Source organism: Acinetobacter calcoaceticus, from assembly GCF_900520355.1.
Lineage (GTDB): Bacteria > Pseudomonadota > Gammaproteobacteria > Pseudomonadales > Moraxellaceae > Acinetobacter > Acinetobacter calcoaceticus_C.
The window spans coordinates 2,729,337-2,744,829 of record NZ_LS999521.1; the positions used below are offsets into that span (position 1 = coordinate 2,729,337).

Sequence of the window (15,493 nt, forward strand, 5' to 3'; positions counted from 1 at the left end):
TGTCAAACAATCCAGCAATTTAACCATTGAGTAAAAAATGCTATTTTTATTTTAGAAATATTTAATTAATAAAAACTCCTATTTTTATAGGAGCTTTTTGAATTTGGTTACAGTGATATATGTGTGCAAGCAATCTTATAAAATATTATAAATATAATGATAAATCGAGCAGCGATTATTGCTGGCCTTAGCTAAGCTTTTTAGTATCTTTTCTTAGCTCTGTTCTCACCACACCTACCCTAGAGTAATTAAAAAATAATCTAACAACCTTTCTCTTTCATCTGGCTTGTTTGGATCTAAAAGCTGAACCATTGCCCCATCAATCACAAATAAAAACATGTGTGCATCTTGTTTTGAAGCATTTACATGGGTTGCTAAAAGCAAATTATAGATTTCATTGATGAACCAGTTTCGATATTCAACGACCACCTGATACGCCTTTGGATGTGTCTTTGAAATCTCAAAAATAGCTTTAAAAGGCAAATGGTAGAGCCCTTCTAAATCGGCATGTAAAAAGTAAATTTTGCGAAGCTTTTCAAGCAGCGTTAAGTCTTTTTGAACATAGATGATTGAAAGCACTTCTTGTTTTAGACCATCTTTTTGGAAAGTCAGGCTCATTTCAATCAGCCTTTCTTTTGAGTGAAAGTAATTATAAAAAGTGGCTTTGGGAACTTTTACTGACTCAATAATTCGGTCAACCCCGACATTATGAAAACCATAGTTGTTAAACAAATATCTGGAAGTGTGAAGCACACTTAAAGCACGAAATGGGAGATCTGAATGTGGCATAGTTTTACCGTTATAAAAAATTCTTGTTGTATATAAATGAGATAAAAATGCCTTCACTCTTTTTTAAGCAAATAAAAGGCATAGCAAAGCCCATAAAGACTGTGCTTGGCACATCTCAAGTTTTATTGTTGATTAAGTTTTTGGTTAAGACGAATTAAAGTCCGCAAAGCCTAATGACTTTCAAACTACCCTAAAAGTTTAAGTTGTGTCGTTATAACTTTTGGCAAAGGCTGCCAAGAGATAATGAATGTGCAAAGCCAACTCCTTTTTATTGGGAGTTCTGCCAAAACATTAAAATTATGGTGGCAGAACGAAAGGGGGTTCGCAGACTGGAAACAAAGGAACCAGCACACCCGAAGGTGTCCCCCTTCCGCCCTACCGTAGAGAAAAAGGGGGCGAACGAGTTCCCGACACACAAAAACAAGAGTTTTGCATATCGACTTTGTTTTCCCGGTCTGCGACAACCGACTGGCAATGTGGCCAGCAGGCAAAGGATAGTGCTCTACCCTATTGCAGTCAAGCACACAAAACGACATTTGCTTTAAAATAGATCATTAAAAAGTAAGGATAAATAATGAGTGAGTTATTGTTAAAGAAGGGTTTATAAAAGAATTGAAATTTATATAGATATATTAGTTTCGACAGGTAAGATTAGAATATAAAAATGGAAAACCATGAAATGAAAATATCTTTATTAGATGTACAACAAGTATTCAATGATCTATTAAACCATAAAATCAGTCGAGACGATGCTGAAGAATGGGCAAGAAAAAGAATGAATGCACTGGATAACCAAGACTTAATTTTTGATCCTCCAATTAAAGAGGAGCTTCTTTGGAAAGCGGTAATATATTTAAGTGGTATTGGATTAAAGATATCTCCTGATAAGTACATGGAGGATGACATTGGCATTAAAGAAACATTTAATACTTATTGGAATCAATAATTTTTGCGAAGAAAGTTTATATTTTTTTAAATAGCCTATTTATGACAGACAGTTTGCATAAGGATATATTCTACTAAGTAAAGTGAGTAGTATGAAATGAATGATTCAGAAAAATTTTAGTTCAAATTAGAGTTACTACTAAATTTAAAATCGCAAGAAAACGCCAATACAACTTAAATCCTAATAAGTATGCTTCTCACGATAAGCTTTTACCTCGAACAAGCCAATAAGAAGGTAATAACAAATTGTTGTTTGCTTTTCATTCTATTTATTTCAATTTATAAAAAATATATAATATTCTCAATAGCTTTCTAATTATCTATTACTTTCAATAAAGAGAATAAAATGCAAGAACAAGCTTTACCCTCATCTCCTCAAGATTTGAATGAGGATCAAAATATTACGTCCCCACCCATTTCACAATCAGGAATTTATCATTTTAAGTTTCATGGTAAAGCCTCAGAATATTTTGGAATCTGGATCGTTAATATCCTTTTGACTATTATTACTTTAAGCTTATATGCACCGTGGGCTAAAGTTCGTCGCTTACGCTATTTCTATGGCAATACAGAATTTTTTGAACGTCGCTTTGATTTTACAGGGATTCCAACCAAGATTTTGATTGGACGTTTAATTGCATTAGGAATTTACGTCGTATTTGCAATTTCATCACAGTATTCAATGATTGCGACTGTGGTTGGACTAGTTGCGTTATATACAGCAGTACCTTGGTTAATTCGGGCTACTTTGCGTTTTACGGCAAGAAATAGTAAGTTCGGCAACACACGTTTTTATTTTGGTGGAACGATAAAAGAATCTTATAAAGTCTTTCTTTTGAGTATATTGGTATATATTTTCACATTAGGAATCTTTACACCAGTAGCTATTTGGCTATATAAAAAATATTATCTTAACAACTTATATGCTGGACAATTAAATTTTAAATTAAACGCAAATTGGTCTGCATACATGGCTGCATTTTATATACCCGTTTTTATTGCGCTTGGTGTAATTGCTATCTTTTCAATCTTTTACTTTGGTATTATCGGAACAATTTCTGGATTCTCATCGAACTCTGTAGTCTTCGGAATGTTTATGGTATATGCATTTATTGGATTATTTATTTATCCATTAATTGCTGCACGTCTTTTTATTACGACATGGAACAATACTACTGTTGGAAACAGTCAATTTAAAACAGACTGTAATCAATGGCGTTTTGCATGGATTGTAGCTTCAAACTGGATTGTAAAAATCTTAACTATAGGCTTAATGTCTGCTTGGGCTGCAGTTCGTATCCACAAATATCAGATTGAATCGATGAGTTTAATTTTATTAGATGATCCAGATCAAATGATGAATCTAGCTCAGCAAGAACAAAGTGCTTTAGCTGAAGAAATCAGTGATATTTTTGATATTGACATCTCTCTATAATAATCTGAGTTTAATAATTTATGTCCCAAGCAGTAGATATCATTTTCTATGATGGCATAGTCTCTAAACCTCACCGTGCTCAGATTTCAGCTCAATCTGAATCTGAAGTTCTAATTCGGTATGGTGAGCAATTAGAACTTCAGTGTCATTATCAATATACTGATATGAAATTGATTGGTGCGCTGGGGCAGTTACATCCAGTAATTGAATTATCTGATGATGCACGGATTGAATTTCATAGTGCATTACCTGAATGGTTTAATTATGCAACTAAAAAGGTTCAACATTCGATCTGGAAATTTGAACGCTCTCCAGCTCTTATTCTTTTTAGTGTAATTTTTGTGATTACTTTCGCGATCAGTCTCGTGAAATGGGGTGTTCCAGCTACATCCCATTATCTTGCTTTTCAATTACCTGAGAATACTTTAAAGAAACTAGGTGATGAAGCCGAGAATTATGTATTAAATAATTGGACTGCACCCAGCCAATTAGCACAAACTCAAAAAGACCAAATTACTAAACAATATTTGAATACTATTGCTGAAAACAGACCAGCCAAATTAGTCTTCCGTCAAGGTAATCAATTAGGAGCAAATGCTGTAGCATTACCTAATAATACGATCATCATCACAGATGAACTGATCAAAATGGCACATACTAATCAGGAAATCTTAGGCGTATTAGCCCATGAACAAGGCCATTTGATTTATCGCCATAGTTTACAACAAGGGTTAACTAGTTTAGGCCTAAGTGTATTATATATTGCAATGACAGGAGATAATTCAGACTTATTTACCTCATTACCTGCCGCTATGATTGGTGCAAATTATTCACGTAAATTTGAGTCCGAAGCCGATCTATATGCTTTACAGCTGATGGATAGGAAGCACATAGAAGTCTCGCACTTCGCAAATTTCTTACAACGTTTAAGCGATACAACAGAAGAAGGTATCGATAAAAAAAATCAGTCCAACCCGCCAACTTCTCAAGAAGAATCTTCAGCTAATAAACTATCTACAGCTGTTCTTGATACTTTATCTTCTCATCCTGCAACTGAAGAGCGTATTCGAATGGTCCATGATTTTGAGAAAAAACAAAAGCTAAATATTAAATAGTAGAAAGTGAGGATTCAGTCCCAAGACACTATGAAATATAAAATTAAGCTGAAGTCTTAATCTGCCCAACTCAATCCAAATTTTTATATGGGTTTCTAAGTACTAAAACATTTTTTTAAAGGCGCACAAAATAATTTATAGATTCACAAGCTCTATCTAGAAAATTTATGGTCTTTAGGAAGTGGAGCATCACATGGTTGATCCGTCTTTACATTGACCATTTTCACAGGCCCATCGTTGTAGATTGTTACCTTACAGCCTTTTACGACATATTCCTGTTGAATTCCACCATACATTTCATCCTCAGGAACAGCTGATGCAACATCACACGCCTCGTCAGCACGGCATGCAGCCTCATCTTCACCAACCTCTACAGCTTCTGCTCCAACTGCTTCCATTGCGTCTACAGCGCTCTCCTGCACTTCAGCATCTACAGCCTGTATCTTTGCTGCATATGTATTTGAAAGATTCATCATAAGAAAAATTGCAAGAAATGACTTACTACAGTGATTTATTAAATTCATGAACTATCCATATCTATTAATTTAAATTCAGCGTATACCGAGATCGATTTTACTTTGCAAGTTAGGGATGCAAAGGGGTTAGTATTATAAGGAGCTATTCTACCCATAATTATACATATAGCAGCAATAGTTGACCCGAAAGAATTCTTCAAACAATTACAAGATATTGACCATTATGAAGGTGTATTAACTAAAAATATAAAATTAAGCTGCATCTAAATCTGCCTAACTCAATCCAAATTTTTATACAGGTTTCTAAGTACTAAAAAACATACATATAAAAAAAGCCCCTGCTTTTAACAGGGGCTTTTCGAATTTGGCGGAAGCGGTGAGATTCGAACTCACGGAGGACTCACACCCTCGTCGGTTTTCAAGACCGGTGCATTAAACCGCTCTGCCACGCTTCCATGTGCGTAAGAATACAAAGCTTATTCATTTTATTCAAGAAAAAAATCACTGCTTTGTGTTCAAGTGCGTATTGTTTCATCAAATATTACAATCGAGCAGCTAATTCTGCACCATCTTTGATCGCACGCTTCGCATCTAACTCTGCTGCAAGCTTTGCACCACCAATAATATGATAGTTTGCTACGGTCGACTCACCCTCTTTTGGCATCAAGTCTTTTACCGACTCCTGACCTGCACACACCACAACAGTGTCTACACGTAAAAGTTGATCTTGACCATTATGTTCAATCCAAAGCCCTTCATCAGTGACTGCTTTATATTGCACACCACGGAGCATACGCACGCCATGCTTTTTAAGCTGTGCACGGTGTACCCAACCAGAAGTTTTCCCAAGCCCAACACCTAACGGCGTAGTTTTACGTTGCAGTAAGTAAATTTGACGAACTGGAGGTTCAATCTGGGCAGGTTGCATGCCTCCCTCAGAAACATAGTCAGGGTTCGGGTCAATTCCCCATTCACGTTGCCATTCGGCTAAAGGTTGAGGCTGTGGTTGATGTGGAGGTTTAAGTAAAAATTCAGACACATCGAAACCAATACCACCCGCACCAATCACTGCTACTTTTTGTCCAACTTCTGCCCCTTTTAAAACTTGAGCATAAGAAAGAACTTGTGGTGCATGGCTTCCTTCAATCTTTAATGCGCGAGGGATTACACCTGTTGCAACAATAACTTCATCAAAACCTTCGCGTTCAAGCTGCTCACGATTCACGCGAGTATTTAAACGTACATCCACGCCTGTTTTTTCGAGTTGGACTTTAAAGTAGCGAATCGTTTCATGAAATTCTTCTTTACCTGGCACTACCTTGGCAAAGTTAAACTGACCGCCCACATCTGAAGTGGCTTCAAACAAAGTGACTGCATGACCACGGCTCGCCGCAACGGTTGCTGCTGACATACCCGCAACTCCGCCACCTACTACCGCAATACGTTTAGGCTGCTTGGTTTTTAAATAAACCAGTTCAGTTTCATGACCTGCGCGTGGGTTAACCAAACATGACACACGCTTATTTTTAAAAGCATGGTCTAAACACGCTTGGTTACAGGCAATACAGGTATTAATTTCATCAACACGGTTAGTCGCCGTTTTATTTACCCAAAATGCATCGGCCAATAAAGGGCGTGCCATTTGAACCATATCCGCTTTGCCACTTGCCAAAATTTCTTCGGCAGTTTCAGGCATGTTAATACGGTTTGATGCAATAATCGGAATAGAAATATGTTGTTTTACATGGGCCGTGTAATCAACAAAAGCAGCACGAGGTACAGACGTTACAATGGTCGGAACACGGGCTTCATGCCAACCAATGCCGGTATTCAATAAAGTCACACCTGCCTTTTCTAGAGCTTTGGCAACAGTAACCACTTCTTGCATGGTGTTACCGTCATGAACTAAATCCAGCAAAGACAAACGGAAACAAATAATAAATTTCTCGCCAACTTTGGCACGAATCGCCTTAACAATCTCGACTGGAAAACGCATACGGTTTTCAATTTCACCACCCCAGCGGTCAGTCCGCTGGTTCACGTGGCTACTCAAAAATTGGTTAATTAAATAACCTTCCGAGCCCATAATCTCGACACCGTCATAGCCTGCTTTTTTGGCAATGTCCGCACACTGTGCATAGTCATCAATTGTGCTGAGAATATTTTTGTCAGATAGTTGACGTGGTTTAAATGGTGAAATTGGCGATTTAATCGGACTAGAAGACACCACAAAAGGTTGGTAACCATATCTGCCCGCATGCAAAATCTGCATTAAGATTTTAGAGCCATGTTTATGAACAGCATGCGTTACCAAACGGTGCTGAGGAACATCAAATAAGCTATTCATGGTTCCGCCAGCAGGTGCCAACCATCCTTGACGGTTCGGTGAAATACCGCCGGTCACAATTAGGCCAACCCCGCCTTTTGCGCGCTCTTCAAAATAAGCTGCCAGTTTTGGATAATTATAGAAACGGTCTTCAAGTCCCGTATGCATGGATCCCATCACCACACGGTTTTTAATAGTGGTAAAGCCTAAATGTAATGGTTTTAATAGATTGGCGTAACTTGTCATGCTGCGTCCCAATAGTTTTTGCAACTTGTTGCATAGTACTTTAATACTTTTTTTATGGTTTTGGATGACCAAGAGCAAAATTTTATCGAGGCTTATGGTCAATCCATCCAGCCCCAACCTATTGCTTTTATTTAATGACACTAATGAAATCTGGTTCTTTCTCCCATTTATATAATAGAAACAGCATAATCATTCCAAAAATGGTGACGCTTCATATTCATCCTATTTTCTTTTTAAGTTATTAAAAGTCTTTTCTTATTTGGACAACAATACTTCACTTACTTCTTCTCATTCTATAAGTGCGCTTAGTTTTTTATCAAATTAAAACTTCAAAGCAGAACAAGCGAATTAATGCTTTTTTTGCCAAAAAAAGCACCATGAATAGTGCTACAATAGCCGCCATTCAGAATTCTCGAGACCACCTGTACGGGGTCTTTTTTATAAATGTTAGGATTAGCAATGACTGATAATGCAACTATCTTGCAGCATGTACCAGTAGGCAAAAAAGTTGGGATTGCCTTCTCCGGAGGCCTAGACACTTCAGCTGCCCTATTGTGGATGAAACAAAAAGGCGCAGAGCCTTATGCATACACTGCAAACTTAGGCCAGCCTGATGAAGATGACTACGATGCAATTCCAAAGAAAGCAGAACAATACGGCGCTGTAAAAGCTCGCTTAATTGACTGCCGCTTACAACTTGCGCTCGAAGGTATTGCTGCAATTCAGTGTGGTGCATTCCATATCAGTACAGGTGGTGTTCCTTATTTCAATACGACTCCATTGGGTCGTGCAGTAACAGGTACAATGTTAGTTACTGCAATGAAAGAAGATGACGTTAACATCTGGGGTGACGGTTCAACTTATAAAGGTAACGATATTGAACGTTTCTATCGTTATGGTTTGTTGACCAATCCGAATCTTAAAATTTACAAACCTTGGTTAGATCAAAACTTCATCGATGAACTCGGTGGCCGTGCAGAAATGTCACAGTTCCTGATCGACAACGGTTTTGACTACAAAATGTCAAAAGAAAAAGCGTATTCAACTGACTCGAACATGTTGGGTGCAACTCACGAAGCAAAAGATCTTGAATACTTAAATGCTGGTATCAAAATCGTTGACCCAATTATGGGCGTTGCTTTCTGGAAAGATGACGTTGAAATCAAACCAGAAGAAGTGACCGTACGTTTTGCAGAAGGTGTACCTGTTGCATTGAACGGTCAAACTTTTGACAATCCGGTTGAGCTTATTCTTGAAGCAAACCGTATTGGCGGCCGTCATGGTTTGGGTATGTCTGACCAAATTGAAAACCGTATTATCGAAGCGAAATCTCGTGGTATTTATGAAGCACCGGGTATGGCCCTTCTTCATATTGCTTATGAGCGTTTGGTTACTGGTATTCACAACGAAGATACGATCGAGCAATACCGCATTAACGGTTTACGTTTAGGTCGTTTACTTTACCAAGGTCGTTGGTTCGACTCTCAAGCGCTTATGTTGCGTGAAACTGCACAGCGTTGGGTTGCTAAAGCTGTTACTGGTGAAGTTACTCTTGAGCTTCGTCGTGGTAATGACTACACCATCATGAACACTGAATCTCCAAACTTAACGTACGAAGCTGAACGTTTAACAATGGAAAAAGGTGATTCAATGTTCTCGCCTATGGACCGTATTGGTCAGTTGACTATGCGTAACCTCGACATTACCGATACACGTGCAAAACTTGGTATCTATACAGATGCTGGCTTGCTTTCAATCGGTCAAGGTTCTGCTATACCACAATTAGATAGCAAGAAAAAATAATTTTCTTAGCTCATAAAAAAGCCACCTACAAAGGTGGCTTTTTTATTTGAATGCTTTTACTTAAGCAATTTCTGGTAACTGTAAAGGCTGATAATAAATCTGATTACGTCCAAGCTGCTTAGCTCGATATAAAGCTTGATCAGCAGCATGAATTAAATTTTCCTGAGTGACTTTTAAGCCTTCTGTATAAACAGTAAAGCCTAAACTAATGGTAACCTGCTTAGAAACCAAAGATGCAGCATGAGGAATCGCTTGACGCTCAATGGCTTTATAAATATTGGCAGCCACAGCATAGGCACCTTGAGCGGGTGTTTTCGGTAAAAGAACGACAAACTCTTCTCCGCCATAACGGGCAACAAAATCAACATGTCGAATCGAATTTTTAATTGCAGAGGCAATAGATGAGATGACTTTGTCCCCCATCTGATGTCCATAAAAGTCGTTATAATTTTTAAAAAAATCGATATCAATAAATAAAACAGCCAATGGGCGCTGTTCTTGCTTTGCACGATAGTAAAAGAAGTCGAACATCTCATCAAAAGTACGTCGATTAGGAATTTTAGTAAGCGCATCTTGCTGACTTAAATGAAGCAATTCAGATGCCTCAATACGTAAAATCTGCTCGTTAAGTTCAGCAAGCTGATTATTTAAAAAAAGGCTTCTTTCTCTAGATGTGAGCATCGTGCTAATTGAAAAACCTAAAATACAGCTACCAAATAAAGCCCTTCCCAAAGCAATATAATCACAATTGGCTTGCAATAATAACAATAGAGAAAAAACAGCAATCGCTGCGATCAAACCTACATAAAGCATATGCAAAGGCTTTATACCGCTCAAAATAAAGCCAAGCATATATAGAAAAGAAAGCAGTAACATCGACTGATTTTTAAGAGCTGCATTTCCGACACTAAGAAGCAACATTGCATTGACAATAATGGTAAAAAATACAATCCCGCACGCAGCAATATAAAAATAATCGGTGAGTTTCTTAAACTTTGCAAAAACCCAAAATAGCAGTAGCGCACCTGCAATATTAATTGCACTTAATATGCAGTAAATAAAATCCCAAGTGATGTAAGGTACACCTATCACCAAATAGTCAGTAGGTAGCGCTAGCAAAATAAAAATGAGATAGGTTAAAACACCACTTGCTAAAAACTTGGAGATGTTTTGTTTGGTTCGTTCAAGATTTAAATGCCAGAACTTTTTTTCTAATTGATGAGGCAAAGGTGTATTGGCATAACGATGAGTATGTAGAGTTACCAGATATTCTATTTCTTCTTTTGCTTTGAGTAATTCATGTACATTCCCCCTATTTACCACTACTCAATTCCTAGCTCTTACACATTAACAAAATATAACATTATTTTTTAAGGCCTCTTGCGCTTTATTTTGCCATTTGTCCGTAATTCTCGTTACCATTTTCACACTTTATCGATTATCATTTGTTTTATTTCGAAGTTTGAACTGCCTTGAACTCTATTACCCTGCTCCAGCCAGATGATTGGCATGCACATTTACGTGATGGTTTAGCATTAAAACGTACCGTACCTGATTTGGCTAAACAGTTTGCTCGTGCGATCTGTATGCCAAACCTTGTTCCGCCAGTAAAAACTGTGGAAGAAGCATTGGCTTACCGTGAACGTATTCTTGCTCATGTTCCAGAGGGTCTCAATTTTGACCCGCGTATGGTGCTTTATTTTACTGACTTCACCTCACCAGATGAAGTTCGTAAAATTAAAGAATCTGGACATGTGAATGCCATTAAACTTTACCCAGCTGGCGCAACCACCAATTCTGATAATGGTGTGAGTGATATCCGTAAAGTTTATGCGGTTATTGAGCAATTAGAAGAGCATCAAGTGCCGTTATTACTTCATGGTGAAGTGACTCATAACCACGTCGATATTTTTGACCGTGAAAAACGTTTCCTTGACGAAGTACTCAACCCGCTTTTAAAACAGTTTCCAAAACTTAAAGTGGTACTTGAGCACATTACAACAAGCGATGCGGCTCATTTTGTTTTAGAACATGATCGAAATGTTGCTGCAACAATCACGCCTCAACATTTATTATTTAACCGTAATGACATGCTGGTCGGTGGTATTAAACCGCATTTCTATTGTTTACCAATTTTAAAGCGCCAAACACACCAAACAACTTTACTTGAAGTTGCGACGAGTGGTAACCCTAAATTTTTCTTGGGTACAGACAGTGCGCCGCACTCGCAAGATGCAAAAGAAAATGCGTGTGGCTGTGCAGGCTGTTATAGTGCACCTAATGCAATTGAACTTTATGCTCAAGCATTTGACCAAGTAGGTAAATTAGAACGCCTAGAAGGTTTCGCTAGCCATTTTGGTGCGGACTTCTACGGTCTACCACGTAATACTTCTACCATTACCTTGGTAAAAGAAGATAACCTTGTACCAGAATCTTTTGATTATTTAGATGATCAAAAAATTATCCCGCTGCATGCCGGGAAAACGCTGCAATGGAGAAAAGTGTGACACAAGAAACCTCTGTCCCGGTCATTGGCCAACGTTTTCGTGGCTTCTTACCTGTTGTTGTTGACGTTGAAACGGCAGGTTTTAATGCCCAGACAGATGCATTGCTAGAAATTGCGTGCATTCCAATTGTGTATGATGCTCAGGGACAATTTGTCCCTGGTCCAGCATTCCATGCACATATTAACCCGTTTGAAGGGGCTAACCTCGACCGCCGTTCGCTAGACTTTATTGGTATTGATCCATTCAATCCAATGCGTATGGCAATGGCTGAAGATGAACGGACTGCATTACGCCGTATTTTTAAATCGGTCAATGAAGTTCGTAAACAGCAACATTGTACGCATGCAGTGTTGGTCGGCCATAACGCCCATTTTGATCTTGGTTTTGTTCAAGCAGCGATTGCACGTACAAGCACAAAAAACCAGAACCCATTTCATAGTTTTTCAGTGATGGATACGGTTACTTTAAGTGCTGTTATGTTTGGACAAACTGTCCTTGCCAAAGCCTGCATTCAAGCTGGAATTGAGTTCGATGGTAAAGAAGCCCACTCTGCTTTATACGATACTCAGAAGACTGCTGAACTGTTTTGCTATATTTTGAACAAACTGTCTCCTTACCTACTTGACAGTTTGGTGGCGGCTTCTTAAGATACCGCCATCCTCAACGTCCCTATCGTCTAGAGGCCTAGGACATCGCCCTTTCACGGCGGTAACCGGGGTTCGAATCCCCGTAGGGACGCCAATTTCTTTTATAAGAAATTCATTTCATAATCAGATCATTTAAATTACATTATCTCACTTCAAATTTTATCCATGAGATAACTTAGTATTTTTCAAAATTTAAGATTTCAACTTTATTTCATCAATATGTGATAAAGGTTGTACTGTCGGATCATCTCTCTCAATAGTTATTGCATCAGCGACAAATTTTGTTTTTGTTTCACTTGAGTTTGATTCTATTGAAACTTGTAGTAACGAAACGGACGAAATCTTAAAATCAGCATGTATCTGTGCAAGCTCTGGTGTTCTTTTATAACGTATAACTTTAAAACCAGCTTCACGAATTAAAGCATCACGTTCTGCATCAAATTTCTCTTTTCCCTTATGACTTGAATCATCTAGTTCAACAATAGCGACAATATTGAATGATTTATCTAATACGACAAAATCAGCTACTTTCCGATTAAATAGATTACGTGTTGCGTATCCTTGTGCAGTCATAAAAGCGCTAAAAGCAACTTGTGCCAAAATAATATGTTCAGGTAAAGCTTCTTTTAGCTTCATAAATGTCGGTTGTTCATTCATGGTAATGATACGTTTTCCTTTGATTGGATTACGCTTTCCATTTCCACCTTTGCTTTCCCCTTTCTTTAAAATACTTAAAACTGCCAATATAATTATGACCAACAAAAACATGCCAATAAGCATAGACATTAAACTTCCCCTTGATAAAAGTAAAAAACATCTTAATTTTCAAAAAATCTAATTTAAAACGATTAGCTATGAAATATTCAATTGATTTTAAAGCTATTGTTTATATATTTGATGCTCTATTTTAAACTGTAATTTATACTTATTTAAGCCCATCTGTTTATACTTTTAATTTTTATATTCCTAAATAAAATACACTTGTCTAGATTTATCACTGCTTTAGTATTCCTTTTACACACATTTACAATATAATAATTCTTATTTTTATACTGATATTTATTATCAAAAGGTTTTAAATGGATCTTAAGCTTCGCCTCCTCTCCCTCAGCATTGCTCAATTCTGCTGTTTATCAACTGCTTTTGCAGAAACTGATAGTTCTTCCACGACTCTTGCTACGATTAAAATTAAAGCTCAACAGGCTTCTGACCAAACTTACAAAGTCGATAGCTCGAGTAGCGCGACACGTAGTGAAGTCGCATTAAAAGACACACCGCAATCGGTAAGTGTTGTAACCCAAAAAGTAATTGAAGATATTGGTGCGACACGCTTAATTGAAGCGCTTGATTTGGCAGGCGGTGTTGGACGAGCGAATAACTTTGGTGGTCAAGGCTTAACTGGTTTTAACCTTCGTGGTTTCACCAGTGGTGAGTTTTACCGTAACGGCTTCCCCATTAACCGTGGCTATCCAAATGCGCCAGACAGCAACACGATTGAACGTATAGATGTTTTACGTGGCCCCTCGTCTAGCTTATATGGTCGTGGTGATCCAGGCGGTACTTTTAATTTAATTTCAAAAACACCAAAGTCTGAGCAACAAACAACTTTAGGCGCTCAGCTTAACAGTGAAGGTTTATACCGCACCACTGTAGACACTACAGGCACCATTCCAAATGCAGAAAATATCGGTTATCGCCTAAATGTGATTGCAGAAGGCGGCGATAGTTATCGTGACCATATCGAATCTAAACGATACGGAATTGCGCCAGTCATTCAATGGCAAGCGACTGATGCAACTAAAGTAACCTTTGAAGCCGATATTTTACGGAATCAACATCCGCTTGATCGTGGGCATACGCGTTATCCTGCACAGAAGTCTTTTAATAGTTCACCAGAAACCTATTTGTGGGAAACAGGTAAATATAACAATCGACTCTACAATGATAACAACATGACTCAATTACGAGTTGAACATGACCTTGGAAATGACTGGAAGCTTAATGCGGGTGTGCAATATTTAAATGGCAAATTGCATGGCTATGCCGTAGAAGCAAATGGAATTCAGTCTGATGGAGAAACACTCGAAAGAAATTACAACTATCGCGAATTAAAATGGCAAGATACCGATGCCCAAATTAATTTAACAGGTAATTTCCAACTTTTAGGTTTAGCACATACCTTAGTGACTGGACTCGAATACGAAAACTATGATTACAAGTCATACATTATTCGTTCAGATCTAAAGTCAAATAACTACCCAATCAATATTTATAATCCTGTTTTAGGCCAACCTCTACCTGAGCTTAAAAATGTTACTACCCATGATCGTGAAAATTTAAAAACAACTGCCCTTTTTGTACAAGACCAAATCGATTTAAATGAACGTTTAAGTGCTTTATTGGGTTTACGCTTTGAGCACTATGAGCATGACTATAAAAACCTATTACCAAATACTGCAAACTGGAATACTAGTCACGATGCCTTTATTCCCCGTTTAGGGTTAGTTTTTAAAGCCCGTGACGATCTTTCAATCTATAGTAATGCAGCAAAGTCTTTTAAACCAAACACTGGCGCTAGCCGTAATGGAGAGGGATTTGATCCAGAAGAAGGCATGGCTTACGAGTTAGGTTTTAAATGGCAAGCGCTAGACAATATGTTGTCGGTTGACTCTGCTATTTTTTATGCTGAAAAAGAAAATGTATTAACTATCGATCCTGTTGATTCAGCTTACAAGGTTTCTGCTGGTGAAGTCCGTAGTCGTGGTATTGAGCTAAATATTACAGGTCAACTTACACCTGCTTGGAAAATTATTGGTGGATACGCATATACAGATGCTGAAGTGACTAAAGACAACACTTTGCAAAAAGGAACGTCTTTAGCCAATATTCCAAAGAACAGTTTTAACCTGTTAAATATGTATGAGTTTCAGGATGGTCCTTTACAAGGTTTAGGTCTAGGGGTTAATCAAAAATATATTGATAAGCGTGCAGGCCAAACAGCAAATAGTACCTACACCATGAAAGGTTATGCAGTTACCGACTTAGTTTCTTACTATCAAGCAACACCAAAACTTCGTCTTAACTTAGATCTGAAAAATATTTTCGATAGAACTTATGATGAAAGTGCCTTTAATTTATATGCATACCCAGGCGAACCACGTACTGTTCAGTTTGGTATGAGCTATACGTTCTAAAATAAATGCG

Annotated in this window: 12 protein-coding genes and 2 tRNA genes; 8 read left to right on the forward strand and 6 right to left on the reverse strand. The window is 37.8% G+C overall.

Going from position 1 to position 15,493, the window contains the following annotated elements; genetic code table 11:
• Positions 1–234 precede the first annotated feature (234 nt).
• Positions 235–789 (reverse strand): TetR/AcrR family transcriptional regulator, encoded by a 555-nt coding sequence (locus AC2117_RS13050; protein ID WP_133974647.1) that lies wholly within the window; start codon positions 787–789, stop codon positions 235–237.
• Between the two features lie 679 nt (positions 790–1,468).
• Between AC2117_RS13050 and AC2117_RS13055 the strand changes: the two genes are divergently transcribed.
• The 3 genes from AC2117_RS13055 to AC2117_RS13065 all read left to right on the forward strand — a co-directional run bounded on the left by AC2117_RS13055 (position 1,469) and on the right by AC2117_RS13065 (position 4,284).
• Positions 1,469–1,735: a hypothetical protein gene (locus tag AC2117_RS13055; RefSeq protein WP_133976362.1), complete on the forward strand. Its 267-nt coding sequence runs from the start codon at positions 1,469–1,471 to the stop codon at positions 1,733–1,735.
• Positions 1,736–2,080: 345 nt separating this feature from the next.
• Positions 2,081–3,169 (forward strand): YjgN family protein, encoded by a 1,089-nt coding sequence (locus AC2117_RS13060; RefSeq protein ID WP_133974649.1) that lies wholly within the window; start codon positions 2,081–2,083, stop codon positions 3,167–3,169.
• Positions 3,170–3,189: 20 nt separating this feature from the next.
• On the forward strand, positions 3,190–4,284 hold the full coding sequence (locus AC2117_RS13065; RefSeq protein ID WP_133974651.1) for a M48 family metallopeptidase: 1,095 nt from the start codon (positions 3,190–3,192) through the stop codon (positions 4,282–4,284).
• Positions 4,285–4,436: 152 nt separating this feature from the next.
• Here the strand turns inward: AC2117_RS13065 and AC2117_RS13070 are convergent, their stop codons facing one another.
• The 3 genes from AC2117_RS13070 to AC2117_RS13080 form a co-directional block, all read right to left on the reverse strand.
• The gene (locus AC2117_RS13070; RefSeq protein WP_133976363.1) at positions 4,437–4,760 is read right to left on the reverse strand and encodes a hypothetical protein; all 324 of its coding nucleotides are present in this window, start codon (positions 4,758–4,760) and stop codon (positions 4,437–4,439) included.
• A 365-nt stretch (positions 4,761–5,125) separates the two neighbouring features.
• A tRNA-Ser gene (locus AC2117_RS13075) sits at positions 5,126–5,215 on the reverse strand.
• Between the two features lie 86 nt (positions 5,216–5,301).
• Positions 5,302–7,332 (reverse strand): NADPH-dependent 2,4-dienoyl-CoA reductase, encoded by a 2,031-nt coding sequence (locus AC2117_RS13080; protein ID WP_133974653.1) that lies wholly within the window; start codon positions 7,330–7,332, stop codon positions 5,302–5,304.
• A 444-nt stretch (positions 7,333–7,776) separates the two neighbouring features.
• On the opposite strand from AC2117_RS13080, the gene argG reads away from it, so the two are divergent.
• Positions 7,777–9,135: an argininosuccinate synthase gene (argG, locus tag AC2117_RS13085; RefSeq protein ID WP_100222880.1), complete on the forward strand. Its 1,359-nt coding sequence runs from the start codon at positions 7,777–7,779 to the stop codon at positions 9,133–9,135.
• Between the two features lie 60 nt (positions 9,136–9,195).
• On the opposite strand, the gene AC2117_RS13090 is transcribed toward argG, so the two are convergent.
• Positions 9,196–10,458, reverse strand: coding sequence for a diguanylate cyclase (locus AC2117_RS13090; RefSeq protein WP_133974655.1), 1,263 nt, complete (start codon positions 10,456–10,458; stop codon positions 9,196–9,198).
• 149 nt (positions 10,459–10,607) lie between these two features.
• On the opposite strand from AC2117_RS13090, the gene pyrC reads away from it, so the two are divergent.
• From pyrC to AC2117_RS13105, 3 genes are all read left to right on the forward strand, one after another.
• Positions 10,608–11,642 carry a dihydroorotase gene (gene pyrC, locus AC2117_RS13095; RefSeq protein ID WP_004641891.1) on the forward strand — a complete coding sequence of 345 codons (1,035 nt, stop codon included), beginning with the start codon at positions 10,608–10,610 and terminating at the stop codon, positions 11,640–11,642.
• Positions 11,627–12,289: a ribonuclease T gene (rnt, locus tag AC2117_RS13100; RefSeq protein WP_003652803.1), complete on the forward strand. Its 663-nt coding sequence runs from the start codon at positions 11,627–11,629 to the stop codon at positions 12,287–12,289. The genes pyrC and rnt overlap by 16 nt, the downstream gene beginning before the upstream one ends.
• Positions 12,290–12,307: 18 nt before the next feature.
• Positions 12,308–12,383: transfer RNA gene (locus AC2117_RS13105), tRNA-Glu, on the forward strand.
• Between the two features lie 98 nt (positions 12,384–12,481).
• Here AC2117_RS13105 and AC2117_RS13110 read toward each other — a convergent pair.
• Positions 12,482–13,075: a DUF2726 domain-containing protein gene (locus AC2117_RS13110; protein WP_133974657.1), complete on the reverse strand. Its 594-nt coding sequence runs from the start codon at positions 13,073–13,075 to the stop codon at positions 12,482–12,484.
• Between the two features lie 293 nt (positions 13,076–13,368).
• Here AC2117_RS13110 and AC2117_RS13115 point away from each other — a divergent pair, with 293 nt between their 5' ends.
• Complete coding sequence (locus AC2117_RS13115; protein WP_133974659.1) at positions 13,369–15,483, forward strand: TonB-dependent siderophore receptor; 2,115 nt, start codon at positions 13,369–13,371, stop codon at positions 15,481–15,483.
• The last annotated feature ends 10 nt before the right edge of the window (positions 15,484–15,493 follow it).